At 71.8% G+C, this 25,257-nt stretch carries 20 protein-coding genes and 6 tRNA genes; 12 read left to right on the top strand and 14 right to left on the bottom strand.

Going from position 1 to position 25,257, the window contains the following annotated elements; all coding sequences use genetic code 11:
- Positions 1–62: 62 nt before the first annotated feature.
- Together ACFW9D_RS07420 and ACFW9D_RS07415 are read right to left on the bottom strand one after the other, a co-directional pair.
- A tRNA-Met gene (locus ACFW9D_RS07420) sits at positions 63–136 on the bottom strand.
- Positions 137–199: 63 nt separating this feature from the next.
- Entirely contained in the window at positions 200–1,426 is a 1,227-nt protein-coding gene (locus tag ACFW9D_RS07415) for an alginate lyase family protein (protein WP_223206035.1), read from the bottom strand.
- Between the two features lie 292 nt (positions 1,427–1,718).
- On the opposite strand from ACFW9D_RS07415, the gene ACFW9D_RS07410 reads away from it, so the two are divergent.
- Positions 1,719–2,069 carry a helix-turn-helix transcriptional regulator gene (locus ACFW9D_RS07410; protein WP_223206412.1) on the top strand — a complete coding sequence of 117 codons (351 nt, stop codon included), beginning with the start codon at positions 1,719–1,721 and terminating at the stop codon, positions 2,067–2,069.
- Here ACFW9D_RS07410 and ACFW9D_RS07405 read toward each other — a convergent pair.
- On the bottom strand, positions 2,056–2,694 hold the full coding sequence (locus ACFW9D_RS07405) for a TetR/AcrR family transcriptional regulator (protein WP_384618937.1): 639 nt from the start codon (positions 2,692–2,694) through the stop codon (positions 2,056–2,058). The two genes, ACFW9D_RS07410 and ACFW9D_RS07405, sit on opposite strands and share 14 nt — an antisense overlap.
- Before the next feature lie 185 nt (positions 2,695–2,879).
- Here ACFW9D_RS07405 and ACFW9D_RS07400 point away from each other — a divergent pair, with 185 nt between their 5' ends.
- The 4 genes from ACFW9D_RS07400 to ACFW9D_RS07385 all read left to right on the top strand — a co-directional run bounded on the left by ACFW9D_RS07400 (position 2,880) and on the right by ACFW9D_RS07385 (position 7,281).
- Positions 2,880–4,319, top strand: coding sequence for an MFS transporter (locus ACFW9D_RS07400; protein WP_384618934.1), 1,440 nt, complete (start codon positions 2,880–2,882; stop codon positions 4,317–4,319).
- Between the two features lie 136 nt (positions 4,320–4,455).
- Positions 4,456–5,313, top strand: coding sequence for a hypothetical protein (locus tag ACFW9D_RS07395; protein ID WP_384618931.1), 858 nt, complete (start codon positions 4,456–4,458; stop codon positions 5,311–5,313).
- A gap of 99 nt (positions 5,314–5,412) precedes the next feature.
- The gene (locus ACFW9D_RS07390; protein WP_188337801.1) at positions 5,413–5,943 is read left to right on the top strand and encodes a carboxymuconolactone decarboxylase family protein; all 531 of its coding nucleotides are present in this window, start codon (positions 5,413–5,415) and stop codon (positions 5,941–5,943) included.
- Between the two features lie 84 nt (positions 5,944–6,027).
- Positions 6,028–7,281 (top strand): MFS transporter, encoded by a 1,254-nt coding sequence (locus ACFW9D_RS07385; protein WP_384618928.1) that lies wholly within the window; start codon positions 6,028–6,030, stop codon positions 7,279–7,281.
- 73 nt (positions 7,282–7,354) lie between these two features.
- Here ACFW9D_RS07385 and ACFW9D_RS07380 read toward each other — a convergent pair whose 3' ends face one another.
- The 3 genes from ACFW9D_RS07380 to ACFW9D_RS07370 form a co-directional block, all read right to left on the bottom strand.
- The gene (locus tag ACFW9D_RS07380; RefSeq protein WP_384618926.1) at positions 7,355–7,678 is read right to left on the bottom strand and encodes an SHOCT domain-containing protein; all 324 of its coding nucleotides are present in this window, start codon (positions 7,676–7,678) and stop codon (positions 7,355–7,357) included.
- Positions 7,679–7,756: 78 nt separating this feature from the next.
- The gene (locus ACFW9D_RS07375) at positions 7,757–8,197 is read right to left on the bottom strand and encodes a DUF6325 family protein (RefSeq protein ID WP_384618924.1); all 441 of its coding nucleotides are present in this window, start codon (positions 8,195–8,197) and stop codon (positions 7,757–7,759) included.
- 27 nt (positions 8,198–8,224) lie between these two features.
- A complete protein-coding gene (locus ACFW9D_RS07370; protein WP_384618921.1) occupies positions 8,225–8,632 on the bottom strand; it encodes an SHOCT domain-containing protein in 408 nt (135 codons plus the stop codon).
- 125 nt (positions 8,633–8,757) lie between these two features.
- On the opposite strand from ACFW9D_RS07370, the gene ACFW9D_RS07365 reads away from it, so the two are divergent.
- Positions 8,758–9,777 (top strand): DUF389 domain-containing protein, encoded by a 1,020-nt coding sequence (locus ACFW9D_RS07365; protein WP_384618918.1) that lies wholly within the window; start codon positions 8,758–8,760, stop codon positions 9,775–9,777.
- Between the two features lie 64 nt (positions 9,778–9,841).
- On the opposite strand, the gene ACFW9D_RS07360 is transcribed toward ACFW9D_RS07365, so the two are convergent.
- The 6 genes from ACFW9D_RS07360 to ACFW9D_RS07335 form a co-directional block, all read right to left on the bottom strand.
- A tRNA-Lys gene (locus ACFW9D_RS07360) sits at positions 9,842–9,914 on the bottom strand.
- Between the two features lie 82 nt (positions 9,915–9,996).
- Positions 9,997–11,532, bottom strand: a complete 1,536-nt coding sequence (locus tag ACFW9D_RS07355) for an amino acid permease (protein WP_384618917.1) — start codon at positions 11,530–11,532, stop codon at positions 9,997–9,999.
- 61 nt (positions 11,533–11,593) lie between these two features.
- Entirely contained in the window at positions 11,594–13,720 is a 2,127-nt protein-coding gene (locus ACFW9D_RS07350) for an FG-GAP-like repeat-containing protein (protein WP_384618914.1), read from the bottom strand.
- Between the two features lie 210 nt (positions 13,721–13,930).
- Complete coding sequence (locus tag ACFW9D_RS07345; protein ID WP_384618911.1) at positions 13,931–16,042, bottom strand: DEAD/DEAH box helicase; 2,112 nt, start codon at positions 16,040–16,042, stop codon at positions 13,931–13,933.
- Between the two features lie 237 nt (positions 16,043–16,279).
- Positions 16,280–16,810 carry a hypothetical protein gene (locus ACFW9D_RS07340; RefSeq protein WP_384618908.1) on the bottom strand — a complete coding sequence of 177 codons (531 nt, stop codon included), beginning with the start codon at positions 16,808–16,810 and terminating at the stop codon, positions 16,280–16,282.
- 145 nt (positions 16,811–16,955) lie between these two features.
- Positions 16,956–17,306 (bottom strand): metallopeptidase family protein, encoded by a 351-nt coding sequence (locus tag ACFW9D_RS07335; protein WP_384618905.1) that lies wholly within the window; start codon positions 17,304–17,306, stop codon positions 16,956–16,958.
- Between the two features lie 58 nt (positions 17,307–17,364).
- On the opposite strand from ACFW9D_RS07335, the gene ACFW9D_RS07330 reads away from it, so the two are divergent.
- From ACFW9D_RS07330 to ACFW9D_RS07315, 4 genes are all read left to right on the top strand, one after another.
- Positions 17,365–18,915, top strand: a complete 1,551-nt coding sequence (locus ACFW9D_RS07330) for a metallophosphoesterase (protein ID WP_384618902.1) — start codon at positions 17,365–17,367, stop codon at positions 18,913–18,915.
- 80 nt (positions 18,916–18,995) lie between these two features.
- A tRNA-Glu gene (locus ACFW9D_RS07325) sits at positions 18,996–19,068 on the top strand.
- 38 nt (positions 19,069–19,106) lie between these two features.
- Positions 19,107–19,181, top strand: a tRNA-Asp gene (locus tag ACFW9D_RS07320).
- A 22-nt stretch (positions 19,182–19,203) separates the two neighbouring features.
- Positions 19,204–19,277, top strand: a tRNA-Phe gene (locus tag ACFW9D_RS07315).
- Between the two features lie 49 nt (positions 19,278–19,326).
- Here ACFW9D_RS07315 and ACFW9D_RS07310 read toward each other — a convergent pair.
- Both ACFW9D_RS07310 and ACFW9D_RS07305 read right to left on the bottom strand, forming a co-directional pair.
- Positions 19,327–19,773, bottom strand: a complete 447-nt coding sequence (locus ACFW9D_RS07310; protein ID WP_384618899.1) for a hypothetical protein — start codon at positions 19,771–19,773, stop codon at positions 19,327–19,329.
- 37 nt (positions 19,774–19,810) lie between these two features.
- A complete protein-coding gene (locus ACFW9D_RS07305) occupies positions 19,811–20,905 on the bottom strand; it encodes an ABC transporter permease (protein WP_188337813.1) in 1,095 nt (364 codons plus the stop codon).
- Between the two features lie 126 nt (positions 20,906–21,031).
- Here ACFW9D_RS07305 and hrpA point away from each other — a divergent pair, with 126 nt between their 5' ends.
- Positions 21,032–25,057: an ATP-dependent RNA helicase HrpA gene (gene hrpA / locus ACFW9D_RS07300; RefSeq protein WP_384618894.1), complete on the top strand. Its 4,026-nt coding sequence runs from the start codon at positions 21,032–21,034 to the stop codon at positions 25,055–25,057.
- Positions 25,058–25,153: 96 nt separating this feature from the next.
- Positions 25,154–25,228, top strand: a tRNA-Asp gene (locus ACFW9D_RS07295).
- Positions 25,229–25,257 lie beyond the last annotated feature (29 nt).

Genomic DNA, 25,257 nt, shown 5'->3' with positions numbered 1-25,257 from the left:
AACCCCCTAACACCCCCCCCCCACCCCCCAGAGCGGACCCCCCCCCCCCCTCGCTCTGTCAGTAGCGGGGACAGGATTTGAACCTGCGACCTCTGGGTTATGAGCCCAGCGAGCTACCGAGCTGCTCCACCCCGCGTCGGTGAAACCAACAGTACGCCATCGGTGGAGGTAAACGCGAATCGGTTGCCGCGGGCCCGGATCAGGCGGCCCGCGCGTGGGTGAGGGTCTCCCAGGCCACGAACAGGTCGTCCGTTCCCTCGGGCCGCTCCTCCCGGGTGAGCCGGGTGGTCTGCGGCAGGTCCATCTTCAGCCGCCCCCGCAGATGCGCGAGGCCCACCTCGGTGTCCGGACCCATGTCCCGCTGCACCTTGCCGCCGCACAGCCAGGCCGGGGCGGTGGCGCCCAGCTGGTACTTGGAGTGGAACTCGAGCGCGGCCGCGAGCCGGTCCTTCACCTCCCCGTACAGGTCGAGGCCCTGGTGCCAGGCGGTCTCGGCCATGTGCGAGGTGGCGGCCAGCGAGTAGCTGGCGTGCTTGAAGTTGCGGCAGGTCTCCTGCGAGAGCCCGTCCTTGAACGTGGTCTGCCCGAACCAGTACGTGTGGATCTTCTCCGGGGTGTCGATGTCGCTGCCCTCGGGCTTGACCGGCAGCTTCCCGTCGGAGGACAGGTAGAAGTAGGCGGGGACGCGGGTGCGGAAGTGGTGCACCGCCTTGTCGAAGGACGGCTTGTCGTTCAGGTACACGGCCATGCTCATCGTGGCGTCGGCCATGACGAGGTCCCAGTTCCCGTTGAAGTCGGCGGATCCGCCCCGCACGACCGGCAGGTAGACGTCCCGCAGCATCCGCTGGAACTTGAGCTCCTGCCCGTCCGGCCAGCCGTCGTACGTGTACTGCATCAGCTCGGCGGCCTTGGCCCAGGAGGTCGCGGCCCAGGCGGTCTGGAGTCCGGCGTTGCCCTCGGTGTGCTTCTTCACCTTGTCCGACCAGGCGTTCATGATCTGCACGGCCTTCTCGGCGTGCGCTCTGCGGCCGGTCATGTTCCAGAGCAGGGCCTGGGTGTACGCGGCGATGGCGTCCTCGCGCTCCTCCACGCAGCCCTGCCCGGGGCGGGTGTCCGGCGGGCACTCCACGACCGCGTACGGCTTCGCCTTGTAGGCGGGGCTCGCGTACTTGCTGCGGCTCATCTGCCGGTACGCGGACGCCCACGGCTCCTGCCGGTGCTCGACGTGCTGCCGCGCCGCCGTGAGCTGGGCCTTGCCGACCAGGACGCCGGGGTGGGCGAAGGTCTGGCCGGCGGGACGCTTCTCCGGCCGGGCGGCGATCTGCGCACGGGTTGCGGCCGCGCCGCCGCATGCCGTCGCGCCCGCCATCAGGGCGGGGATCAACAGTCCCAGCAGAACAGCTCGTGCCCGCGTGCCCGCTGCCATGCAACACCTCCGGTTCGGTCACTCGAAGCGTGACCCGCGGGGGCGCGCGGCGCAGGATCTGTTGAGCCGGTAGGGAGCACCCGGCGAGTCAAGATTCCCCCAAGCACCCATTCTTGAGATGCCGTCAGGGGGTGGGTGAGGCCTCGGTCGGGGCCGGTCGGGGTCCCTGGCCCAGTGCCGGGTCGCGCTTGGGGGCGGAACGGGTCCGTCCGTCGGGTTGCGGTGGGAAAATGGGCGGGTGAAGCGCCCGGATCTGGACGACCTCGTGCGGTTGCGGCGGGCCCGCGACCGGATGGACCGCGACTACGCCGAGCCGCTCGACGTGGCGGCCCTGGCCCAGGACGCCCTGATGTCCGCGGGCCACTTCTCCCGCAGCTTCCGCGCCGCGTTCGGCGAGACGCCGTACAGCTATCTGATGACGCGGCGGATCGAGCGGGCGAAGGCCCTGCTGCGGCGCGGCGACCTGTCGGTGACCGAGGTGTGCTTCGCGGTCGGGTGCACGTCGCTGGGCACGTTCAGCACGCGGTTCACCGAGCTCGTCGGGGAGAGCCCGAGTGCGTACCGGGCGCGGGAGCACGGGGCGGACGCGGCGCTTCCGGCCTGCATGTCCAAGATCCACACCCGCCCGCTCAGGAATCCGTGACCTCCGCGGTGCCCGACGGGGCCCAGACTCCGGCGCGGGCCGCCTCGGCGACGGCGCGGGCGGCACGGGCGGCCTCCGCGTCGGTCAGCGGGCGGCCGGTGTTGAGCAGGGCGTAGTAGAGCGGGGCCGAGACGGCGGCGACGACCGCGTCCGGGTCCGTCCCGGCCGGGACCTCCCCGCGGGCGACGGCGTCCGTGACGCAGCCCGCCCACTCCCCGATCCGCACGGCGTAGAAGCGGTGCAGGGCCTCGGCGGCCTGCTCGTTGCACAGGGACGCCGCGATCAGGGCCTTGAACAGGCGGCCCTGGCGGGGATCGGTGAGGGTCGCCACGACCAGGCGGGCGTTGGCCCGGAGGTCGCCCTCGAGCGTGCCGGTGTCCGCGCGGGGCAGTGACTGTTCCGCCATGTCCGCGAGCAGGTCGGCGGCGAGCGCGCCGGGGCTGCCCCAGCGCCGGTAGACGGTGGTCTTGCCGACGCCGGCGGTGCGGGCGATCTCGCCGAGGTCCAGGGCGTCGAAGCCGTCGGCGGCGAGGGTGTCGCCCGCGGCCTGGAGCACGGCCTCGCGGACCCGGGCGGTGCGGCCGCCGGGGCGCTGGGTACCGGGGGCTGCGGCACTGCCGGACATGGGGGCTCTCTTTCGTCCGTCGTGGGGGGCGGGTGTGCGGGGTGCCCGATTCCCGTCCGGCACTCTCACAGCACTCAGCTTATCGGAACCACGGTTCCCTTACCAGCTCCAGCCGTGCTACGTTCCGACGTAACGGAACCACAGACCCATTACGTCTCCGCGTTCACGGAAGGGGCCGTACGCCCATGTCCACCACCGCACCCACCGATGCCCGGCGGCACGGAGCACAGGCCGCGCCCGCCACGGAGCGGCTCTCCGGCCGGCTGAAGCTGGTCCTCGCCGTCCTCCTCGTCGCCCAGTTCATGCTGGCCGTCGACTTCTCGATCCTGAACGTCGCGCTGCCCGCGATCGGCGACAGCCTCGGCTTCGCCCTCTCCGACCTGCAGTGGATCGCCACGGCGTTCGCGCTCTCGGCGGCCGGTTTCACCCTCTTCTTCGGCCGGATCGGCGACCTGATCGGCCGCAAGAAGATCTTCATCGGCAGCCTCGCGCTGCTGGGCGCCGCCTCGCTCGCCGGCGGCCTCGCGACCAGCCCGGAGGTGCTGCTCGCCGCCCGGGTCGCCCAGGGCCTGGCGACCGCGGCCGCCACCCCGGCCGGCCTCGCCCTCCTCACGACCTCCTTCGCGGAGGGCCCGCTGCGCCAGAAGGCGCTGGGCATCAACGGCGCGCTCATGTCGGCCGGCTTCACCACCGGCGCGATCCTCGGCGGCGTCCTGACCGACCTCCTCTCGTGGCGCTGGGCGTTCTTCCTGAACGTGCCGGTCGCACTCGCCGTCGTGGTGATCGCCCCGGCCGTCATCAAGGAGTCCCGTCCCACCGAGCGCCCCCGCCTCGACCTGCCCGGCGCGCTCACCGTCACCCTCGGCCTGCTCGGCCTCGTCTTCGGGCTCACCCAGGCCGGCGAACGCGGCTGGACCCACCCGCACGCCCCGCTCGGACTCGGCGCGGGCGCGCTCCTGCTGGCCGCGTTCTTCCTGATCGAGCGGCGGGCCTCCGCGCCCCTCGTGCCGCTGCGCACGCTCGGCCGCCGCACCGTGGCCTGGGGCAACGTCCTCGGTCTGCTCGCCTTCGTCACCGAGACGTCCCTCGTCTACCTGCTCACCCTGTACCTGCAGAAGACCCTGGGCTTCTCGCCGCTCGCGGCCGGCGTCACGTTCGGCGTGCTGGGGCTCGGCACGGTGGCCGGCGGGCTGCTCGCCCCGCGCGTGATCGCCCTGACCTCGCCCCTGACGGCCCTGGTGGCGGGCGGCCTCGTCCAGACGGTCTTCACCGCCGCCCTGCTCTTCCTCGGTACGTCGACCGGCGCGTCGCTCGCCCTGCTGCTGCCCGCGACCTTCTTCGGCGGCGTCGGCAACATGCTGGTCATCGTCGGATTCATGGTGACCGCGACGAGCGGGCTCCCCGACGCCGAACAGGGCCTGGCCACCGGCCTCGCGTCCATGGCGCAGCAGGTCGGCATCACGCTCGGCACCCCCGTCATGTCCGCGGTGGTCACGGCCGCCACGGCGGGAGCGACCACGGCCTCGGCCGTCCACAGCGGCGTCACGACGGCCATCGCGGTGAACGCGGGGCTCGTCCTCCTCGGCGTCGCCCTCGCGGCACTGTTCCTGCGACCCCGGCCCTGAGCCGCCCCCGCCCCCGGCCCGGCGCCCGAAGTTTTCTCGGGATCCCCTTCCATAGATACCCCCGGGGGGTATATGTTTCTGATCGTCGCCCCGAGCGGACGGCACCCGAAGACGGATCAGAGCCCAGGGAGTTGTCATGACGAACCACCACGCTGCTCACGCCGGCCACACCGACCACTCCGCCCACGCCGGTCACGGCACCCAGGCGGGCGGCCTGTCGGTCTCCGAGGGCGGGTACACGCTGGAGCTCGACGCGACGGTCCTCGGCGCCGGCCCCCGGACGATCACCTTCCGCGTGACCGGCCCCGACGGGCGCCCCGTGACCGAGTTCGTGCCCGAGCACGAGAAGGAACTGCACTTCATCGCCGTACGGCGGGACACCTCCGGGTTCCAGCACGTGCACCCGGTGCGGGACGAGAAGGGCGTCTGGACGACCGAGCTGACCCTGACGCCGGGCGACTGGCGGTTCTTCACCGACATCCACCCGGCCGGCCACACCGGCACCCTGACCCTGGGCGCCGACGTGGCGGTCGCCGGCGCCTACGACCCGCGCCCCCTCCCCGAGGCCACCGGCATCGCCCGGCTCGGCGACTACGCGGTCACGCTGGACGGCTCGCTCCGGGCCGGCGAGGCGAGCGAGCTGACCCTCACCGTCAGCCGCGACGGCCGGCCCGTCACCGACCTCGAGCCCTACCTGGCCGCCTACGGACACCTCGTCGCCCTGCGCGTCGGCGACCTCGGCTACCTCCACGTCCACCCGGAGGGCGCCCCCGGCGACGGCGTCACCGCCCCGGGCCCCGAGATCTCCTTCATGGCCGTCGCCCCCTCGGCCGGCACGTACCGCCTGTACCTGGACTTCCAGCACGAGGGCGTCGTCCGGACCGCCGAGTTCACCGTGCGCACGGCGCCGAAGACCGCGGACGCCGCGCCGGAGCACGGCGACCACGGACACCACGCGCACCACGGCCACCACGACGCCCACGCCCACCACTGACGGCCGGGGCGCGCATACCCCCCGCCCCTACCCCACCCGCCCGGAAACCCGAGCACTCTCAAGAGAAACCCGAGCACTCTCAAGAAGGGAGCGCACCCAATGCCCCGCCTCACCCCACTCACCCCCGAGACGGCCGTCGGCGCGTCCCGCGACCTCCTCGCCGACCTGGTCTCCCGGCACGGACAGATCGGCGGCATGGTCTCCACGATGGCCCACTCACCGGCCGTCCTGGGCGGATACCTCCAGCTCAGCCGGGCCATGGGCCGCGCCAAGCTCGACCGCCGGATCAGCGAGCGGATCTCCGTCGCCGTACAGGCCCAGCAGGGCTGCGGCCTCTGCCTGGAGGCCCACATCGCCGCCGCCCGCGCGCTCGGCGTGGACGAGGACGAGATCGAGCGGGCCCGCGCGGGCACCTCGGCCGATCCCGCGATCGCGGCGATCGTCGCCCTCGCCCTCCAGGTCCACCGCGAGCCGACGTCGATCACCGACGAGCAGATCACCGCGCTGCGCGCCCACGGCTACAGCGACCGCGCGATCGCCGATGTCGTCGGCGTCGTCGCCCTGAACGTCCTCACCGGCGCCTTCAACCTCCTCGCCGGCCTCACCCCGGGAGGTGACGCCGGTGCCTGACCGCGACGCCCCCGCCTGTACCCGCGGGGCACGGCCTCCACCCCGGGGCCGTGCCCCACCGCACGCACACGGAAGGAACCCGTCATGCGACTGTTCGCGATCCGCGACTACCGCCACCTCTTCGGCGCCCAGGTCATCGCCCTCTTCGGCACCGGGCTCACCACGGTGGCCCTCGGACTCCTCGCCTACGACCTCGCGGGCCCCCGCGCCGGCACGGTCCTCGGCACCGCCCTGACCATCAAGATGGTCATGTACGTGGTCATCGCACCGCTGGCCGCCGCGTACATCGACCGGCTCCCGAGAAGAGCCCTCCTCGTCGCCCTCGACGTGCTCCGCGGCGCGGTCGTCCTCGCGCTCCCGCTGGTCAGCGAGGTGTGGCACGTCTACGTACTGATCGGCCTGCTCCAGGCCGGCTCCGCGGCCTTCACCCCCACCTTCCAGGCCGTCATCCCCGACATCGTCACCGACGAGTCCGCCTACACCCGGGCGCTGTCCGCCTCCCAGGTCGCCTCCACCATGGAGAGCCTGCTCAGCCCGGTCCTCGCGGCCGTCGCCCTGACCTTCATGAGCTTCGACCGGCTGTTCCTCGGCACGTCCGCCGGGTTCCTCGTCTCCGCCCTGCTCGTCCTGTCGGCCCGCGTCCCCGACGCCCGCCCCAGCACCCACACCAAGGCCTGGGACAAGGCCGCGGCAGGCATCAGGACCTTCCTCACGACCCCGCGCCTGCGCGGCGTCATGGCGCTGAACCTCACGGTCGCCGCCGCCGGTTCGATCGTCGTCGTCAACACCGTCAACTACGTACGGGACGTGCTCGGCGGCTCTCAGTCGGACGTGGCCTGGATGCTCGCCGCCTCCGGCACCGGGACGCTCCTGGCCGCCCTCGCCCTCCCCCGCGTCCTCGACCGGATCGCCGCCCGCACCGTGATGCTCACCGGCGCCGCCGTCCTCGTCGCCGCGACCACCGCCGCCGTCACCGTCATCGCGACGGGCCTCACCACGTGGGCCGGCACCGCGGCCGTGTGGGCCGTGACCGGCATCGGCATGGCGCTGATCATCACGCCCACCGGCAAGGTCCTGCGCGCCTCCGCCGGCCGCGCCGCGATCCCCGAGATCTTCGCGGCCCAGTTCTCCCTGTCCCACCTGGCGTGGCTGGTCACCTACCCGATCGCCGGATGGCTCGGCACGACGGCCGGCTTCCCGCTCGCCTGGACCGTCCTCGCGGCCCTCGCCGCGGTGGGCGCCGGCGGAGCCCTGGTCCTGTGGCCCCGCCACGAGACCACGCGGGCGTCCGCGGCCCCGGCCCGGCTGGACCGCTCCACCCTCACCAAGGCGGCGTGAGGCACCGGCCGCACCCGCAACGCCCGCCCCCGTGCCGGTCACGGGGGCGGGCGTCGGTGTGCCGCTACGGCGGTCAGGAGTTGAGGACCCGGGCCTTCTCGGCCGCGAACTCCTCGTCGGTCAGCAGTCCCTGCGCCTTGAGGTCGGCGAGCGCGGTGAGCTGAGCGACCCGGTCCGTGGCCGCGGGCTGCTGCGGGGCGGGCGGTTGCGGCGGCGCGGCGGGGGGCTCGCCCTGGGGCGGCCCCTGCCAGGCGGCCTGGGCCTCAGCCTGCCGGCGCATGTCCCGCTCGGCCATGCCGCGGTTGACCCGGTTGGAGACCGCGGAGGCGGTGCCCGAGATCACCGCGGTGCGGGCGATGGTGCCGAGCAGGCCGGGCCGCCCGAAGCGTTGAGGCATGGTGAGGTCCCTTCCGGTGGTGTTCGGGGTCCAGGTGCTCCGCGACGGGTCCGCGTCACGGGTTCCGCCAGGTGGGTGTCACGCTCCGAGCGCGGCGACCGCCTCGGCGACGGTGGTCCTGGGGATGCGCTCCAGCATCACGATCTCGCCGCCCGAGCCGCGGATCGCGGCGCCGAGCCGGGCGGCCCAGGTGTTCTCCCAGGCCACCACCGCGGCCGAGGACTCCGGCGGGAGCCCTTCGGCGACGGTGCGCAGGTCCTCGTCGCTGAGCAGGTCGAACCGGGCCCCGGCCACCTGGCCGAACGTCTCCGCCACCGCCGGGTCGGTCAGCTCGACGACGTCGACGGAGCCGTCGCCGGTCTTCCGTACGAAGGTCAGGTCGAGGATGCGTACGGTTCCGTCCCCCTGCAGCTCCTGCAGGGCCGGCACGACCTCGCCGTTGAACCGGTTGCCCTCGAAGACGATCACGGCGACGTCCACCGGGCCGACGGTGTCGGCGTCGATTTCTTCACTGAGCACGGAGATTCACCTTTCCGGCCCGCCCGTTCAGGCGAGCAGCTTGGCCTTCGCCTTACCGAACTCCTCGTCGCTCAGCGATCCGGACTTGTGGAGTTCGGCGAGTGTGGCGAGTTTGGCGATTTCATCGCTTCCGCCGGCACCCGCGTTCGTCTCGCCGGCCGTCTTGCGAATGTAGTCCTGGAAGGCCGCTTCCCGGTCCTTCGCCTGTTTCACGTCCCGCTGCCCCATGCCCTTGCCCCGGGCGATCACGTAGACGAACACGCCGAGGAACGGCAGGACCAGGCAGAAGATGAGCCAGCCGGTCTTGCCCCAGCCGCTCAGGTCGTCGTCCCGGAAGATGTCCATGATCACCCGGAAGAGCAGGAAGAACCACATGATCCAGAGGAAGAAGAAAAGCATCGTGAGAAGCAGGTCCAGAAGCGGGTAGTCGTCCATGCATGCCTCTTTTCCGCCATGTGGCCGGATGGTGCTGAAAAGTATTCACCGCGGTTTTGGGGCGCGCATTTCGAGATCCGCACCGCGCCCGTCACCCGGCGCACCCGTGGAAGGTTCCTGATCACATGGCTCATGCAGACGCGGGCACCGCACGCCGGATGACCGGAACGCTGTTCATCGAGCGGGACTTCAGGAGCCCGAGCTCGACCCGCTTCTGGGGTCTGCTCGTGCTCGCCGCGGTCATCGCGAGCGCCGGCGTGGTGGGCGACTCCACCGCCACCGTCATCGGCGCCATGATCGTCGCCCCTCTCATGACCCCGATCCTGGGCAGCGCCCTGGCCCTCGTCCTCGCCGACCGCGCTCAGGTGACGCGCTGCGCGCTGCTCGTGCTCGGGGGCGCGCTCGCGGTCGTCGCGGTCGGCATGCTGCTCGGCTGGATCGCCGCTCCCCCGGACGCGTTCGCCTCCAACAGCCAGGTCTCGTCACGGATCAGCCCACGCCTCATCGACCTTCTCGCCGCGCTCGCGACGGGCACGGTCGGCGCGTTCGCTCTGGTCCGCGCGGACATCTCCGACACGCTGCCCGGCGTCGCCATCGCCATCTCGCTCGTGCCGCCGCTCGCCGTGACGGGCCTGCTCCTCACGGTCGGCCGCTACCACGACGCGAGCGAGTCGGCGTTGCTGTTCGCGACCAACGTGGCCGCGATCGTGGCCACCGGGACCGTGGTGTTCCTGCTCTACGGAGTGCGGGGCGCGGCCCAGGAGTCGGGCATCGCCGTGGGGCGGTTCCACGGCCGCACGCTCGTGGCGGTCGCGGCCGTGGTCCTGCTGATCGCGGTGCCGCTCACCACCGGCACCGTGTCCGTGGCCCGGGACCGCGCGCTCGCCGCCGACGCCCGTCCGGTCGCCGAGAAGTGGGCCTCCGGCCGCCAATGGCAGATCGCCTCGGTCGAGGCCCGCAACGGCGTCGTCGTCATCGGCGTCCTCGGCCTCCCGCCCCAGCCCGCGCCGACCGCCCTGCGCGCCGCCCTCGACCGCAACGGCATGAGCGACGCGGACCTCGAACTCCACCTCGTCGGCGGCCGCACCCACTGGTGCCCGGCCGACAGCGCCACCTGCACGGTCAAGGACAGCTCCCTGAGCTGACGACCCGCCGGAACACAGCGGCGCCCGAGCCGACCGAAGCCGACCCGGGCGCCGCCTGTACGCGTAGACCCTGTGGGACTCGAACCCACAACCAATGGATTAAAAGTCCACTGCTCTGCCAATTGAGCTAAGGGTCCACCACGCCGGCACCGGCCGACGCAACCCCGAGCATAGCCCGAGCGACCCGGGACGCCGATCGGGTATCGGCATCCCGGGGTGTCAGGGCTCGTCGCGGGGTGTTTCGCGCAGGAACCAGTGCCGCGCCGACACCCCCCACCACGTCCCGGCGAAGCCGAGTACGACGAGGACCGCTATCGGGGCGTAGTTGAAGGTTTCCCAGGTGACCGGGGAGACCTGGGGGAGCATGAAGAGGATCGTGATGACGGCCACCCAGGCGACCGCGACGATGCCGATCGGGCGGGAGAAGCGGCCCAGGTGCCAGGGGCCGCGCTCGAACGCGTCGCCCTTGCGCAGCCGCAGCAGCGTCGGGACGACGTAGGCGATGTAGAGGCCGATGACGGCGATCGAGGTGACGGCCGCGTACGCCGTGACGTTGATGAGGTACGGGAGGCCGAGGACGAGGGCGCCCGCCGCGGCGAGCCAGACGGCGGCGACGGGGGTGCGGGTGCGGGGGCTGACGGTGTGCCAGACGCGGGAGAACGGCAGGGCCCCGTCGCGCGAGAAGGCGTAGATCATGCGGGAGTTGGCGGTGACCGAGGCCATGCCGCAGAAGAGCTGGGCGCCGATCACGACCAGGAGCAGGAGCTTGCCGGCGGTGGCGCCGAGCGCGTCGAGGAGGATCTGCGCGGGCGGCGCGCCGGTCGGCGAGTCCAGGGCGCCCTGGTACGACTGGATCGCGTAGGTGAAGCCGAGCAGGAGCACGAAGCCGGCGATCCAGGACGTCCAGATCGAGCGGACGATGCCCTTCGGTCCGGCGGTGGACGCGTCGTGGGTCTCCTCGGTCATGTGCGCGGAGGCGTCGTAGCCGGTGAACGTGTACTGGGCCATGAGCAGGCCGATCAGGACGACGTAGAGGCCGCTGCCCCAGCCGGTGTTGTCGACGAAGTGGGTGAAGACGAAGGCCGTCGACTGATGGTGGTCGGGGACGACGGCGAGCGCGGCGACGATGACGACGACGCCGAGCACGTGCCACCACACGCTGACGCTGTTGAGGAACGCGACGATGCGCACGCCGAAGGTGTTCAGCAGGCCGTGCAGCAGCAGGATCGCGGCGAAGAGCAGGATCGTGCGGCCGGGCGTCACCTCGAAGCCGAACTGCAGGTTCAGGTACGCGCCGAGGAAGGACGCGGCGCCGAAGTCGATGCCGGCGGTCACGGCGACCTGCCCGAGCACGTTGAACCAGCCGGTGAACCAGGCCCAGGCCGCCGCCGACCGCTCCGGGGCGAGCCGGTGCGCCCAGAAGTACAGGCCCGCGGAGGTCGGATAGGCCGAACAGATCTCGGCCATCGAGAGCCCGACGAACAGCGTCATCAGTCCGACGCCGACCCAGCCCCAGGTGATGAGCACGGGGCCGCCGGTGTTCATGCCGAACAGATACAGCGTCAGACAGCCGGACAGGACGGAGATGATGGTGAAGGAGACGGCGTAGTTGGAGAATGCCGACATCCGTCGGGCCAGCACCTGGGTGTAGCCGAGCTGGGCGAGACGCTCCTCGTCCGAGCCGGCGCTCGCCGCCGGGCCCTGCGGCCCGGGCGGCGGTTTCCGGTCGATCGCTTCGTTCGCTTCACTTGTCATGCCCCCAGCGATTCCCGTGCCGGGGGCCCGACATGCGGTCGATCAAGGACCGGTCGGCGGGCTAGAAGACGCCCTTGTACGCCCATCCGGTCGCGATCTTCGTCCGCGAGGTGAACGACCCGTTCCCCTTGCCGTCGTTGCGGTACAGGTTCCCGTCCTTGTCCCGCACCACGAGGTCGTTGCGGCCGTCACCCGTGATGTCGCCGGCCCCCACGATCGTCGTGTACGAGCCGCCCCAGTCGGTGAACACGGTGACCCGGTCCTTCAGGGTGCCGTCGCCCTTGCCGTCGTAGCGGTAGAGGGTGCCGTCCTTGCCGCGGGCCAGCAGGTCCCCGAGCCCGTCGCCGTTCAGGTCACCGGCGCCGACGATGTGGGTGTACGTCCAGGCGGAGCGGATCTTCTTGCCGGCGAGGAGCTTGCCGTGGCCGTCGTTCGCGAACACGTAGATGTCACCGGTGGACGCCTTGCGGGCCAGCAGGTCCACCCGCCCGTCACCGGTCAGGTCGCCGGGCGCGGTCAGCACGTTGTACGCGTTCCAGCCGGTGCCCAGCGAGGTGTGGCTGCTCCCGGGGACGTAGGCGCCGCTGCCGCACTTGCCCGCGTAACGGCGCAGCTCACCGTCCGGCGTGCGCACCAGCAGCTCGGAGCAGCGGTCGCTGCCCATGTCGCCGAACGGCACGGCCACGGTGCCGGCGGGCCAGCCGGATCCGGACTGCTTCCAGTCGAACGTGCCCTTGCCCTCGGTGTAGTGCAGCGTCAGGCCGCCCGAGGAGTTGAGGGTGACCATTTCGCCGAAGCGGTAGCCGCCCTGGTCGTGGTGGCCCTGGAGGCCGCCGGTGAGGGCGATGCCGCCGGAGGTGGCGAAGGTGCCGGTGCCGTCGGCGCCGGTCGCGCTCAGCGTCCACGTGTAGGCGGCGTTGTAGGCGTAGGTGCCCGCGTCCGTCCGGCCGTCCCACGCCACCCGCGCCGTGGCGTCGCCGCCGCCGCGCAGGGTGCGCACCACCTTGCCGGAGCCGTCCTTCACCGTGAACGTCCAGGTGGCGGGCTTGTTGAACTGCCAGGTGCTGTTCCAGGCGGTGGAGGCGCCGTCGCGGCCCTTGGCGTCCAGGGTCGCGCCGTCGACATCCGACTCGATCTTCGTGAGGCCCTGCGCCGGCACGCCGCTCTGCACGATGTGCACGGCCTGGTCCTGGCCCACGTACGCGATGTCGCCGCCGAACTTGTCCACGGACCAGGTCAGCCGCCGCTGGTCCGCGGTGGCGCCCGCCGGAAGGTCGGCGACGGCGCGCGGGGCCTGCGCCGTGCCCGTGTGGAAGTCGGTGAGCAGCAGCTTCCCGGCGGTCCGGTCGTGCTGGACGAGATAGCCGTCGCCGACGAGCGCGGGCCCCGACGGCACGGTGATGTTCTTCTGCGCGGTGAGGTCGTAGACGCCCGCGGGGCCGCCGGAACCGCAGTTCCAGTACAGCCAACGCCCGATCACCTGAAGCTCCTTGACGGTGCACGGCGCCCCGGTGGACACGGTCGCCACCGTCTTCTTCGCCTTCAGGTCGTACGAGGTGACCACCCCCGCGCCGGATCCCGGCGTCCACAGCCGCGTGCCCCACAGGGACGCGGCGCTCGTGGTGCGGGTCAGCCGCACGTCCGCCGAACGGTAGGTCTGCGTGGCGTCGACGTACTGCTTGCCGGTGGAAGCGGCGGAGTAGGCGAAGAAGCGGCCGCTGACGTCGGTGAACCGGCCGCCGGTGACGGAGGGTTCGTCGGCGGAGTGGTACGAGTCCGGGCCCAGCCAGATCTGCGCCCGCTCGGTGCCGTCGCTGTGGACGGAGAAGTAGCCGACGCCGCCGTCACCGGTCGCCCGCAGCGGCACGCAGCCGCCGCTCGCGTCGCACGGCACCCGCTCGGCGTGCTGGCCGACCGCGTAGGTCCCCGCGAACCCGCGCCGCGACAGGGCCCCCACCGTGGCGCCGTCCGCCGAGACGGTCCGGTCGGTGACGTACTGCTCCCCGTTGGGAGCCCGCTCGACGGTGCTGAGATGACCACCGGCGAAGTCGATCCCCCAGACGTCGCCCGTCGGTACGACGGTCTCGGCACCGGCGGCACCCACGGGCTGCGCGAAGGTGAGCGAGGCGGTGCCGAGCGCCATGAGCGCGGCCAGCGACACCGACAGAAGACGACCCCGACGAGGCAATGCCCCTCCTTGAACCATGTGTGAACCATGGAGGGTGTGGGGCCCCTCGGTACGAAAGTGAAGACCCGTGACACGGGCCCCCGGAGCCTAGCAGCGCGCACCCGTCCGGCGGGAACGAAAAAAGCGGGCCCCTCTCGTGAGAGAGGGACCCGCTTCCGCGCTCAGTGCCGGTCGGCGCCGGTCAATGGGCGATCAGTGCCGGTCGGAGTGTCAGCCGTTGCGCTTCCAGCGCGGCTTGTCGTCGCGGCGGCCGAAGGACGAGCCGGAACCGGCACCGCGGTGGTCGTCACGGCGGCCGTACGGACGGTGGCCCGTGGAGGGACGGTCGTCGCGGCGGTCACGGTTGAACGGGCGGTCGCTGCCCCGGTGGCCCGACGGGCGGTCGTCGCGGCGGAAGCCGCCACGGTCGCCGCCGCGGTCGTCGCGGCGCTCGAAGGAACGGCCACCACGGTCGCCGCCCCGGTCGTCACGGCGCTCGAAGGAACGGCCGCCGCGGTCGTCACGGTTGAAGCCACCACGGTCGTTGTCCCGGCGGAAGCCACCGCGGTCGTCACGACGCTCGAAAGAACGGCCCCCACGGTCGCCGCCCCGGTCGTCACGGCGGTCGTCACGGCGGAAGCCACCACGGTCACCACCGCGGTCGTCACGACGCTCGAAGGAACGGCCACCACGGTCGCCGCCCCGGTCGTCACGACGGTCACGGCGCTCGTAGTTGCCCCGCTCGTCACGGCGCTGGCGCGGCTCGTACGAGGAACGCTCCGGCTGCTCCGGGACCTCGACGACGACAGCGGCGGCAGCGGCCTCCGCGGCGGCGGCGACGGCCGCGGCCACGCCCTCCTCGTCCTCGCCACGGTCACGGGCGGCGCGGGCGGTGAGACGGTCGGCCTCCTCGCGCAGCTCGGTGGCACGCCGGGTGGCGCGCTCCAGCTGCTTGGTCAGGGAGGCGACCTCGCGCTCGGCCTGCTGCGCCGCGTTGCCCGCGGACTCGGCCTGGACCTCGGTCATGGAGCGGGCGCCGGTGATCTCGGCGACCTCCGGCTCGAAGGCCGCGCCGCCCTGGATGATGTGACGCCCGGCGTCGACGCCCGCGTCCTCCATCAGGCGGAAGATCTGGCGGCGCTGGTGCGGCAGCGACAGGGAGACGACCGTGCCGGTGCGGCCGGCACGCGCCGTGCGGCCCGCGCGGTGCAGGTAGTCCTTGTGGTCGCCGGCCGGGTCCACGTTCAGGACCAGGTCGATGCCGTCGACGTGGATGCCGCGGGCGGCGACGTCGGTCGCGACCAGGACGTTGACGTAACCGTCCTTGAAGTCGGCGAGGGTGCGGGTGCGCGCGCCCTGCGTCATGCCGCCGTGCAGCGCGTCGGCCTTCACACCGGACTCGCGCAGCTGCTCGGCGACGCGGTCGGCGCCCAGCTGGGTGCGGACGAAGATGATCGTGCGGCCCTTGCGGGAGGCGATGGCCGCGGTGACCGGCGCCTTGTCCTTGGGCTTCACGATGAGGATGTGGTGCGACATGGTCGTGACGGCGCCCTGGGCGGCGTCGACCTCGTGGCTGACCGGGTCGTTCAGGTACCGGGTGACGAGCGTCTTGATCTCGTTCTCCATGGTGGCGGAGAAGAGCATGCGCTGGCCGCCGGCCGGGACCTGGTCGAGCAGCTCGGTGACCTCGGGCAGGAAGCCCAGGTCGGACATCTGGTCGGCCTCGTCGAGGACGGCGACCTCGACGGCGCTGAGGTCGGCGGCGCCGCGGTTGATGAGGTCGCGCAGACGGCCCGGGGTGGCGACGAGGATGTCGACGCCGCGCTCCAGGGCGTAGATCTGGTTGCCCATCGACGTACCGCCGCAGACGACCTTCATCTTCAGGCCGACCTGGTCGCCGTAGGGCTGCAGCGCGTCCGCGACCTGCATCGCGAGCTCACGGGTCGGGGTGAGGATGACGGCGCGCGGCTTGTGCTTCTCGGTGCGGCCGCCGGCCAGACGCGACAGCGTCGGCAGACCGAACGAGAGGGTCTTGCCGGAGCCGGTGCGGCCGCGGCCGAGGATGTCCTTGCCGGCCAGGGCGTCCGGGATGGTCGCGGCCTGGATCGGGAAGGGGGTGGTCACCCCGTTCTGCGCGAGCTTGCGGACGACGCCCTCGGGCAGACCGAGGTCGGCGAAGGTGATGGTGGGCTCGGCGTCCTCGATCTCGTCGAGCTCGGCCTCGGCGGCCTCGACGACGTCGGCCTCGGGGGCCTCGGGGGCCTCGATGACGGCCGCGTCGGTCACGTCGTTCTCGACGGCGTCGACGTTCTGGTCAGCGAGGTTCTCAAGGGAAATGGACATGCGAAATGCGAAACCTTCCGGAGTCTCGGCACGCGCCCGTCAACTCCGTGTAATTGCGCTTTCGCAAGTCGACCGCCTCAATGCGGTCCAGCCACGGCAAGGGAGAGTACGCGCCACACGGCGCTCTCTTCTGCGGCGCCGGGCAAATGGGATCAAACGATCTACCACCATACGCACCCACCCACCCCCGAGGCAAACCAGATCCCTGAGACCCCGCTCACAGCGGGCCGCGAGCGCTCAGGCGGGCGCCCCGGCGCGCGGGGTCGGCTCCCCCATCATCACGCGCGCCCCGGCCTGCTCGTGCGCCGAGGACGAGGGCTCCGCGGTCGTCGGGGACGGCGGCGGGGTCTGCGACGGGGTCGGGTCCGGCGTGGGCGTCGACACCGGCGGGGTGGTGCGCGGCGGCGTCGGCCGGCCCGGGGAGGTCGCGGGCGCGGGCTTCGTGGGGCGGCCGCCGCTCGGGGGCGACGCCGAGCCCGACGGCTCCGCCGAGGCGCCGTCCGCGCCCTCGTCGCCGTGCCCGTCCTTGCCGCCCTTGCCGTCCTCGGCGCCCTTCGCGTCGCCGTCCGCCCCGTCAGACGCCCCCGCGCGGCCGGGGTCGCGGCCGGCCCGCGGCGCGGCGGCCCCGCCCGAGTCCGCCGTCCCGCCCTCGGGAGCCGCGGCGCCACCGCGGTGCGAGGCGGAGTGCGAGGGCGCGGGCCCGTCCTTGCCGTCGGCCACACTCATGCACCCGGCGGCCGCGGCGACGGCCACCGCGGTCGCGGCCACACGCCCCAGACGAAGGACACGGACGGATACGGGCAGCTGGCGCACGGGGGCACCTCCGGGGCACGGAACGGGGACACCGTTCCCAACTCCCGCGCCCCGCAAGAAGACACGCGCCACCCCGGCCGGAACCGGCCGCAACCGCCCGTCAGCCGTATCCGAGCGCGTGCAGCCGGGCGTCGTCGATCCCGAAGTGGTGCGCGATCTCGTGCACCACGGTGATCTCCGTCTCCGCGACCACGTCCTCCCGCGCCTCGCACATCCGCAGCGTCGGCCCCCGGTAGATCGTGATCCGGTCCGGCAGCACCCCCGCGTACCACTCGCCGCGGTCGGTCAGCGGCGTGCCCTCGTAGAGCCCGAGCAGCTCGGGATCGTCGGCGGGCGGCTCGTCCTCCACGAACACGGCCACGTTGTCCATGAGCCGCGTCAACTCGGGCGGAATCCGGTCGAGCGCCTCGGCGACCAGTTCCTCGAACTCCTCACGCGTCATCTCCAGCACCCGGCCATTGTCCGGCACAACCCGCATATCCACCCGCTCACTTGGGCATACGGGAGCAATGGCCCGCTCGCCCACCGCCGCCATACGTGTCCTGCGCCGGGCGCTCCGCCCCGTGCGGGGAGCCCGGGACCCCCGCGCGCGCCCCCTCGCCCTGCAGCTCGTGCAGCCGCCGCACCCCGTGGCCCGCGCCCTCGGCCTGGTCGCCGTCGTCCTGCTCGGCGCCTGGCTGGGCCTGCTGATCGTGGGCAGCGTCCGCACTCCGGTCGGCCCGATGGACACCAAGATGACGCTGCGGCCGTCCCTGACCGGCGGCACGAAGATCAACGTGTCGCCGCTCGGCGCCCTGGAGCTGGACTCCCACACGGGCCCGATCCGCCTGGACGTCGACGTCGACCGGCTCGACCCCGACCGCTCCCAGGCCCTCGTCGACCACCCCGAGCGCATCTCCGGCCTCCAGGACGAGGTGGCCCGCGACGTCGAGCACGGCACCGTCGACCTGGCCCTGCGCTCCTGCGTCGCCGTCGTCTCCGGCGCCACCGCCCTCGGCCTCGCCGTCTACCGCCGCCCGCGCCGCGCCCTCGCCGCCGGCGGCCTCGCCCTCGCGCTCCTGATGGCCTCGGGCGTGAGCGCGTACGCCACCTGGAACCCGAAGTCGGTCCTGGAGCCCCGCTTCTCCGGGCTGCTGTCCTCGGCGCCCTCCGTCGTCGGAAACGCCCGCTCGATCGTCACCGAGTTCGACGTCTACCAGCAGGAGTTGGCCCGCCTGGTCACGAACGTCACCAAGCTCTACGACGTGACGTCCACGCTTCCCGCGTACCGGCCCGACCCGTCCACGATCCGCGTCCTGCACGTCTCCGACATCCATCTCAACCCGGCGTCCTGGAAGATCATCGCCTCGCTCGTGAAGCAGTACCGGATCTCGGTGATCGTCGACACCGGCGACACCATGGACCACGGCTCCACCGCCGAGAACGCCTTCCTCGACCCGGTCGCCGACCTGGGCGCCCCGTACGTGTGGATCCGCGGGAACCACGACTCGAAGGAGACCCAGCGCTATCTGGGCCGCTTCAAGAACGTGCACGTGCTCGACGAGGGCCGGGCGGCCACCGTCGCGGGCTTGCGCTTCGCGGGCACCGGCGACCCCCAGTACACGCCGGACCGCTCCACGAAGGCCCTCGGCGACCCCGCCGAGCGTCTCGCGGGCATCCGGCTCGCCTCGGCCCTGCGCGACCAGCGGGCGGCCGGCACGCCCGTCGACGTCGCGCTGGCCCACAACCCGCTCGCCGCGCGCCAGACGGACGGGGCGGTGCCGCTGGTCCTGGCGGGGCACGTCCACCACCAGGAGATGGAGGTGCTGCCGCTGGGGACCCGGCTGCGGATCGAGGGCTCGACCGGGGGCAGCGGGCTGCGTGCCGTCGACGACAAGGAGCCGGACCCGGTGGAGGCGTCGGTGCTCTATCTGGACCGGACGACCAAGCGGCTCCAGGCCTGGGACGAGATCAGGCTGGGCGGTCTGGGCCTGACGACGGCCGAGGTCAGCCGCCATCTCCCGGCCGAGAACCAGCCCGGGGCCACGCCGTCGCCGAGCCCTCCGGAGGTCACCCCGTAAACCGTTTTGGCGAACCGTCCCCGCATCCCATATGCTTCTCACGTCCCCGACGCGCTGCGAAGCGCGCAGGCGGGCCGATAGCCCTCATCGTCTAGCGGCCTAGGACGCCGCCCTTTCAAGGCGGTAGCACGGGTTCGAATCCCGTTGGGGGCACGCAAGACACTGTGCGACACTTAGTCGCGCAACAGCTTGGTCCTGTGGAGCAGTTTGGAGTGCTCGCCACCCTGTCAAGGTGGAGGCCGCGGGTTCAAATCCCGTCAGGACCGCTGAAGTTCTTCGGAACTTCGTGGCTGGGTAGCTCAGTTGGTACGAGCGATCGCCTGAAAAGCGATAGGTCGCCGGTTCGACCCCGGCCCCAGCCACAAGCCTTCGGGCCCCGTCCATCGGACGGGGCCCGAAGTCGTTTCCGGGTCAGTTCTCCGGCAGCACCGCGGTCTCACCGACCGCCAGGAGCAGCTGAATGGGCCATTCCGGGTCGGCCTGGCCCACGGCGAGCCCGATCCAGCGGTCGGTGGCCGGCAGCCGCCACACCTGGACGCTCCCGGCCATGCAGCTCAGGAAGCCCATCGGTTCGGGCACCGGGCCGTCCGTCTCCAGATACGGCCACAGCTCGATCGCGTGCGGCGCGCCCCAGCGTCCGGTCAGCCGGGCGGCGAGTGCCGTGTGCGCGGACTCGATCTCCTGCTCGGCCGCCTCGACGATCTCCTCGTCGCGGCTGTCCCAGAAGTCCCGGCTCTCGCGGAGCACGGCGAGGTGGTGTCCGGGCCCGCCCCACACGTCCTCCTCCGATGGCCGGGTCCGCCCCGCCGGGAACGGCAGGACGCTCAGGCGGTCCACCACGGACAGTTCGTTCGGCATGGCCGGAGCCTACGGGCGGCGCGGCCCGGGACGAGGGCTACACCGGGGCCGCATGCAGGGGCTGGGTGCCGCGGCCGCCCGGGTGGCGGTGGCGCCAGAACCAGAAGAGGGCGCAGGAGACGAGGGACCAGGCGGTCAGCACCAGGAACGGGAAGGCGTGCTGGTGGCCCTGGAAGTAGACCGCCGTGTGCTGGGCGTTGACGGAGGCGCCGGGCGGGAGCCACTGGCCGACCCGGCCGATGAAGGTGGGGAGCAGCGGCGGGGCGACGGCTCCGCCGGAGGCCGGGTTGCCGAGCAGCACGAGCAGGCCCCAGGTCGGGATCATCGCCCAGCGGTGGAAGAACGTGTTGAACATCGTGAAGACCATGCCGCAGGTGAACATCGTCAGCGCGAGGATCAGCCAGGACTCGACGAAGGGCAGGTCGACCGCGCCGAGCCACCAGTCGGCGACGGCGGCGACGGCGAAGCCGCCGAGCAGGGCGTAGGCGGCCGTGAAGGCGATCCGCTCGGCCGGGTTCAGGGCGCGGGCGTGGACGCTGAGCTGGATCGCGCCGACGAAACCGATGATCACGGCGGCGAGCGAGATGTAGAAGATCGTGAGGCCTCGCGGGTCGCCGCTCTGCAGCGGGCGCACGTCGCGGACGGTGACGGGGATGCCGGTGGCCTTGCCGACGGCGGGTCCGGCCTCGGTGAAGACCTGGGCGACGGAGAACCCGGAGGCGCCGGACACGTCGAGCAGGACCCGGTCGCCGCCGTCCCGTACGTCGAACACGGCGTAGACGCGCTGCTCGTCGATGGCCTCGGCGGCGTCCTGCCGGGAGGCGTAGGGCTTGAGGTCGAGCTGGGCGTCGAGCGCCTTCTCCATCGCGCCGAGGAACTGCCGGCCGCGGGCCTGGTCGTACTGGCCGGTGACGCCGGTGGGGATGTGGTGCGGGGTGGGGTTGGCCATGGAGTACGTGTAGGCGGCGGCGAAGAGCGCGGCCGCGGCCGCGAGGATCAGGACGAGGACGGTCGCGGGGAAGAACGGGGACTTCTTGTAGTTGGCCCAGTGGTCGGCCCGGGTGGGCGGGCGTCCGTGCTCGCCGTGCGGCGGGTGCGGGCGCGGCTGTTCGTCATCGGCCAGGGGCGACATACCCTGCACGCTAAAGCACGTATAAGCCGCATACATCCCAGAAGGACCCACGTCCCTCCCCGGGTGCGGGGCCCGCGGCAAAACCGTTCGCCACGAATTTCTCCGAGGTGAGATCCTGGAGGACGTATGTCTACGCAGCCTGCCCCCGCCGCCGACCGGATCGCCGCCGTAGCGCGGCGCCTGTCCGAGCTGTCCCTTCGCGACGCCCACCGCCTCGGTCGCAGGCTGGAAGGGGCCCGCAAGATCCGTAAGCCCGAGGCCCGGGCCGCGGTCGTCGCCGAGATCGACGCCGAGGCCGAGAAGGCCGCGGTGCGTACGGACACGCGCCGTGCCCGCCGGGCCGAGCTCGAGGTCACGTACCCCGAACAGCTCCCGGTCAGCCAGAAGAAGGACGAGATCGCCGACGCGATCCGCGATCACCAGGTCGTGATCGTGGCCGGTGAGACCGGCTCCGGCAAGACCACGCAGATCCCGAAGATCTGTCTGGAGCTGGGGCGCGGGGTGCGCGGCATGATCGGGCACACCCAGCCGCGCCGGATCGCGGCCCGGACGGTCGCCGAGCGCGTGGCGGAGGAACTGCGCACGCCGCTGGGCGACGCGGTCGGCTGGAAGGTCCGCTTCACCGATCAGGTGAACCAGGACGCGACGTTCGTGAAGCTGATGACGGACGGCATCCTGCTGGCCGAGATCCAGACGGACCGCGACCTGCGCGCGTACGACACGATCATCATCGACGAGGCCCACGAGCGGTCCCTGAACATCGACTTCCTGCTCGGGTACCTGGCGCAGCTGCTGCCGCGCCGTCCCGACCTGAAGGTCGTCATCACGTCGGCGACGATCGACCCTGAGCGCTTCTCGCGGCACTTCGGCGACGCCCCGATCGTCGAGGTCAGCGGCCGCACGTATCCGGTGGAGGTGCGCTACCGGCCGCTCCTGGAGGAGGACTCCGAGGACTCCGACCGCGACCAGATCACGGCGATCACGGACGCGGTCGAGGAGCTCCAGCGCGAGGGCGAGGGCGACATACTCGTCTTCCTCTCCGGCGAGCGGGAGATCCGCGACACGGCGGACGCGCTGGAAAAGAAGTTCGCCCGCGCGGGAGGCGCTGTCGGACGCAGCACCGAAGTGCTGCCGCTGTACGCGCGCCTTTCGCACGCGGAGCAGCACCGGGTCTTCCAGCGCCACACGGGCCGCCGGATCGTCCTCGCGACGAACGTCGCGGAGACGTCCCTGACCGTCCCCGGCATCAAGTACGTGATCGACCCGGGCACCGCCCGCATCTCGCGCTACAGCCACCGCACGAAGGTGCAGCGGCTGCCCATCGAGCCGGTCAGCCAGGCCAGCGCCAACCAGCGCAAGGGCCGCTGCGGCCGTACGAGCGACGGCATCTGCATCCGGCTGTACTCGGAGGACGACTTCCTCGCCCGCCCCGAGTTCACGGACGCGGAGATCCTCCGCACGAACCTGGCCTCCGTCATCCTGCAGATGACCGCGGCCGGCCTCGGCGACATCGAGAAGTTCCCCTTCATCGACCCGCCGGACCACCGCAACATCCGCGACGGCGTCCAACTGCTCCAGGAACTGGGCGCGTTGAACCCGGCGGAGAAGGACGTCCGCAAGCGGCTCACGGAACAGGGCCGCCGGCTCGCCCAGCTGCCCGTCGACCCGCGCCTGGCCCGCATGGTCCTGGAGGCGGACAAGAACGGCTGCGTGCGCGAGGTCATGGTGATCGCGGCCGCGCTGTCCATCCAGGACCCGCGCGAGCGCCCCTCCGACAAGCAGCAGCAGGCCGACCAGCAGCACGCCCGCTTCAAGGACGAGACCAGCGACTTCCTGGCGTTCCTGAACCTGTGGCGGTACGTGCGCGAGCAGCAGAAGGAGCTCGGCTCCTCCGCGTTCCGCCGGATGTGCAAGCGCGAGTTCCTGAACTTCCTGCGCATCCGCGAATGGCAGGACATCTACACGCAGCTGCGCACGGTCGCCAAGCAGATGGGCATCCATCTCAACGACGAGGACGCCCCCGGCGACTCCATCCACGTCTCCCTCCTGTCCGGTCTGCTCTCGCACATCGGCATGAAGGACGTGAAGGAGTCGAAGGAGTCGCAGGCCAAGGACCCCAAGCAGGCGGGCCGCGACCGCGGTCGCAACGAGTACGTCGGCGCGCGGAACGCGAAGTTCGCGATCTTCCCCGGCTCGGCGCTGTTCAAGAAGCCGCCGCGGTTCGTCATGTCCGCGGAGCTCGTGGAGACCAGCCGGCTCTGGGCGCGGGTCAACGCGAAGATCGAGCCCGAGTGGGTCGAGCCGCTCGCCGAGCACCTCCTCAAGCGCACGTACAGCGAGCCGCACTGGGAGAAGGACCAGGCGGCCGTGATGGCGTACGAGAAGGTGACGCTGTACGGCGTCCCGCTCGTGGCCCAGCGCAAGGTGAACTACGGGCGCATCGACCCGGAGGTCTCGCGCGAGCTGTTCATCAGGAACGCGCTGGTGGAGGGCGACTGGCGCACCCACCACAAGTTCTTCGCGGACAACCGCAAGCTGCTGACCGAGGTCGAGGAGCTGGAGCACCGGGCGCGCCGCCGCGACATCGTGGTGGACGACGAGACGCTCTTCGACTTCTACGACCAGCGGGTGCCGGAGCACATCGTCTCGGGCGCGCACTTCGACTCCTGGTGGAAGCACAAGAAGAAGGACGAGCCCGAGCTGCTCGACTTCGAGCGCTCGATGCTGATCCGCGAGTCCGCGGAGGCGGTCACCAAGGCCGACTACCCGGACTCGTGGCGGCAGGGCCCGCTGAAGTTCCGGGTGACGTACCAGTTCGAGCCGGGCGCGGACGCGGACGGCGTCACCGTCCACATCCCGCTCCAGGTGCTCAACCAGGTGACGGACGAGGGCTTCGACTGGCAGATCCCGGGTCTGCGCGAGGACGTCGTGGTCGAGCTGATCCGCTCGCTGCCCAAGCCGATCCGGCGCAACTACGTGCCGGCGCCGAACTACGCGAAGGCGTTCCTGGAGCGGGCCGTGCCCCTGCAGGAGCCGCTGCCGGCGACGCTCGCGCGCGAGCTCCAGCGCATGGTCGGGGTCCCGGTGAAGGCCGACGACTTCGACCTCGCCCGCGTCCCCGACCACCTGAAGATCACCTTCCGGATCGTCGACGAGCGGCGCCGCAAGCTCGCCGAGGACAAGGACCTGGAGGCGCTGAAGCTCCGGCTGAAGCCGAAGGCCCGGCAGGCGATCTCCAAGGCGGCCGCGGCGACGGCCGAGCGCTCCGGCGGGGAGTCCGTCGAGCGCACCGGCCTGACGGACTGGACGATCGGCACGCTGTCGAAGGTCTTCGAGACCCGCCGCGCCGGCCAGCCGGTCAAGGCGTACCCGGCGCTCGTCGACGACGGCGACACCGTCTCCGTACGGCTCTTCGACACGGAGGCCGAGCAGGCGCAGGCCATGTGGAAGGGCACGCGCCGGCTCATCCTGCGCAACATCCCGGTGAACCCGGGCAAGTTCGCCTCCGACAAGCTGAGCAACGCGGCGAAGCTCTCCCTCTCCGCGAACCCGCACGGCTCGATCCAGGCGCTGTTCGAGGACTGCGCGATGGCGGCCGCGGACCGGCTGATCGGGGAGTTCGGCGGGCCCGTCTGGGACGAGGAGTCGTACCGCAAGCTGTACGAGAAGGTGCGGGCCGAGATCGTCGACGCGACGGTGCGCACGGTGGACCAGGTGCAGCAGGTGCTGGCCGCCTGGCAGGCCTGCGAGCGGCGCCTGAAGTCGACGAACAGCCCGGTTCTGCTCGCCAACCTCCAGGACGTGCGCACCCAGTTGAACTGGCTGGTGAAGCCGGGCTTCGTGACGGCCACGGGGACGCGCCGGCTGCCGGACCTCATGCGGTACCTGGTCGCGGCCGACCGGCGGCTCCAGCAGATGCCGACCAACGTCCAGCGGGACACCACCCGTATGGAGAAGGTCCACGAGATGCAGGACGAGTACGCCTGGCTGCTCGAACAGATGCCGCAGGGGCGGCCGGTGCCGCAGGAGGTCCTGGACATCCGCTGGATGATCGAGGAGCTCCGGGTCAGCTATTTCGCACACGCCCTGGGCACCGCGCACCCCGTCTCGGACAAGCGGATCGTGAAGGCGATCGACGCCGCCGTGCCGTAACCGGGTGGCCACGTGGGGTGAGTTCGACGCGTGGGCCTGCACTGCTGTACTGTCCTACTCGCAGCGCAACGCAGAAGAAAAAGCGCCGCGAAACCTGGTCCTGTGGAGCAGTTTGGAGTGCTCGCCACCCTGTCAAGGTGGAGGCCGCGGGTTCAAATCCCGTCAGGACCGCAGTAGAAGAAGGCCCGCACCGCAAGGTG

This window comes from Streptomyces sp. NPDC059524 (assembly GCF_042749255.1).
Classification (GTDB): Bacteria; Actinomycetota; Actinomycetes; order Streptomycetales; family Streptomycetaceae; genus Streptomyces; species Streptomyces xanthii.
Note: the sequence above shows the minus strand (reverse complement) of the source record. Positions and strands in the feature narration are given on the sequence as shown.

Coding starts and splice junctions, on each gene's coding strand:
- ACFW9D_RS07355 (WP_384618917.1), bottom strand. CDS start 11,532: ATGACAAGTGAAGCGAACGAAGCGATCGACCGGAAACCGCCGCCCGGG.
- ACFW9D_RS07390 (WP_188337801.1), top strand. CDS start 5,413: ATGCCCCGCCTCACCCCACTCACCCCCGAGACGGCCGTCGGCGCGTCC.
- ACFW9D_RS07415 (WP_223206035.1), bottom strand. CDS start 1,426: ATGGCAGCGGGCACGCGGGCACGAGCTGTTCTGCTGGGACTGTTGATC.
- ACFW9D_RS07330 (WP_384618902.1), top strand. CDS start 17,365: ATGGCCCGCTCGCCCACCGCCGCCATACGTGTCCTGCGCCGGGCGCTC.
- ACFW9D_RS07365 (WP_384618918.1), top strand. CDS start 8,758: ATGGCTCATGCAGACGCGGGCACCGCACGCCGGATGACCGGAACGCTG.
- ACFW9D_RS07310 (WP_384618899.1), bottom strand. CDS start 19,773: ATGCCGAACGAACTGTCCGTGGTGGACCGCCTGAGCGTCCTGCCGTTC.
- hrpA (WP_384618894.1), top strand. CDS start 21,032: ATGTCTACGCAGCCTGCCCCCGCCGCCGACCGGATCGCCGCCGTAGCG.
- ACFW9D_RS07305 (WP_188337813.1), bottom strand. CDS start 20,905: ATGTCGCCCCTGGCCGATGACGAACAGCCGCGCCCGCACCCGCCGCAC.
- ACFW9D_RS07400 (WP_384618934.1), top strand. CDS start 2,880: ATGTCCACCACCGCACCCACCGATGCCCGGCGGCACGGAGCACAGGCC.
- ACFW9D_RS07370 (WP_384618921.1), bottom strand. CDS start 8,632: ATGGACGACTACCCGCTTCTGGACCTGCTTCTCACGATGCTTTTCTTC.
- ACFW9D_RS07405 (WP_384618937.1), bottom strand. CDS start 2,694: ATGTCCGGCAGTGCCGCAGCCCCCGGTACCCAGCGCCCCGGCGGCCGC.
- ACFW9D_RS07410 (WP_223206412.1), top strand. CDS start 1,719: ATGGACCGCGACTACGCCGAGCCGCTCGACGTGGCGGCCCTGGCCCAG.
- ACFW9D_RS07380 (WP_384618926.1), bottom strand. CDS start 7,678: ATGCCTCAACGCTTCGGGCGGCCCGGCCTGCTCGGCACCATCGCCCGC.
- ACFW9D_RS07385 (WP_384618928.1), top strand. CDS start 6,028: ATGCGACTGTTCGCGATCCGCGACTACCGCCACCTCTTCGGCGCCCAG.
- ACFW9D_RS07345 (WP_384618911.1), bottom strand. CDS start 16,042: ATGTCCATTTCCCTTGAGAACCTCGCTGACCAGAACGTCGACGCCGTC.
- ACFW9D_RS07395 (WP_384618931.1), top strand. CDS start 4,456: ATGACGAACCACCACGCTGCTCACGCCGGCCACACCGACCACTCCGCC.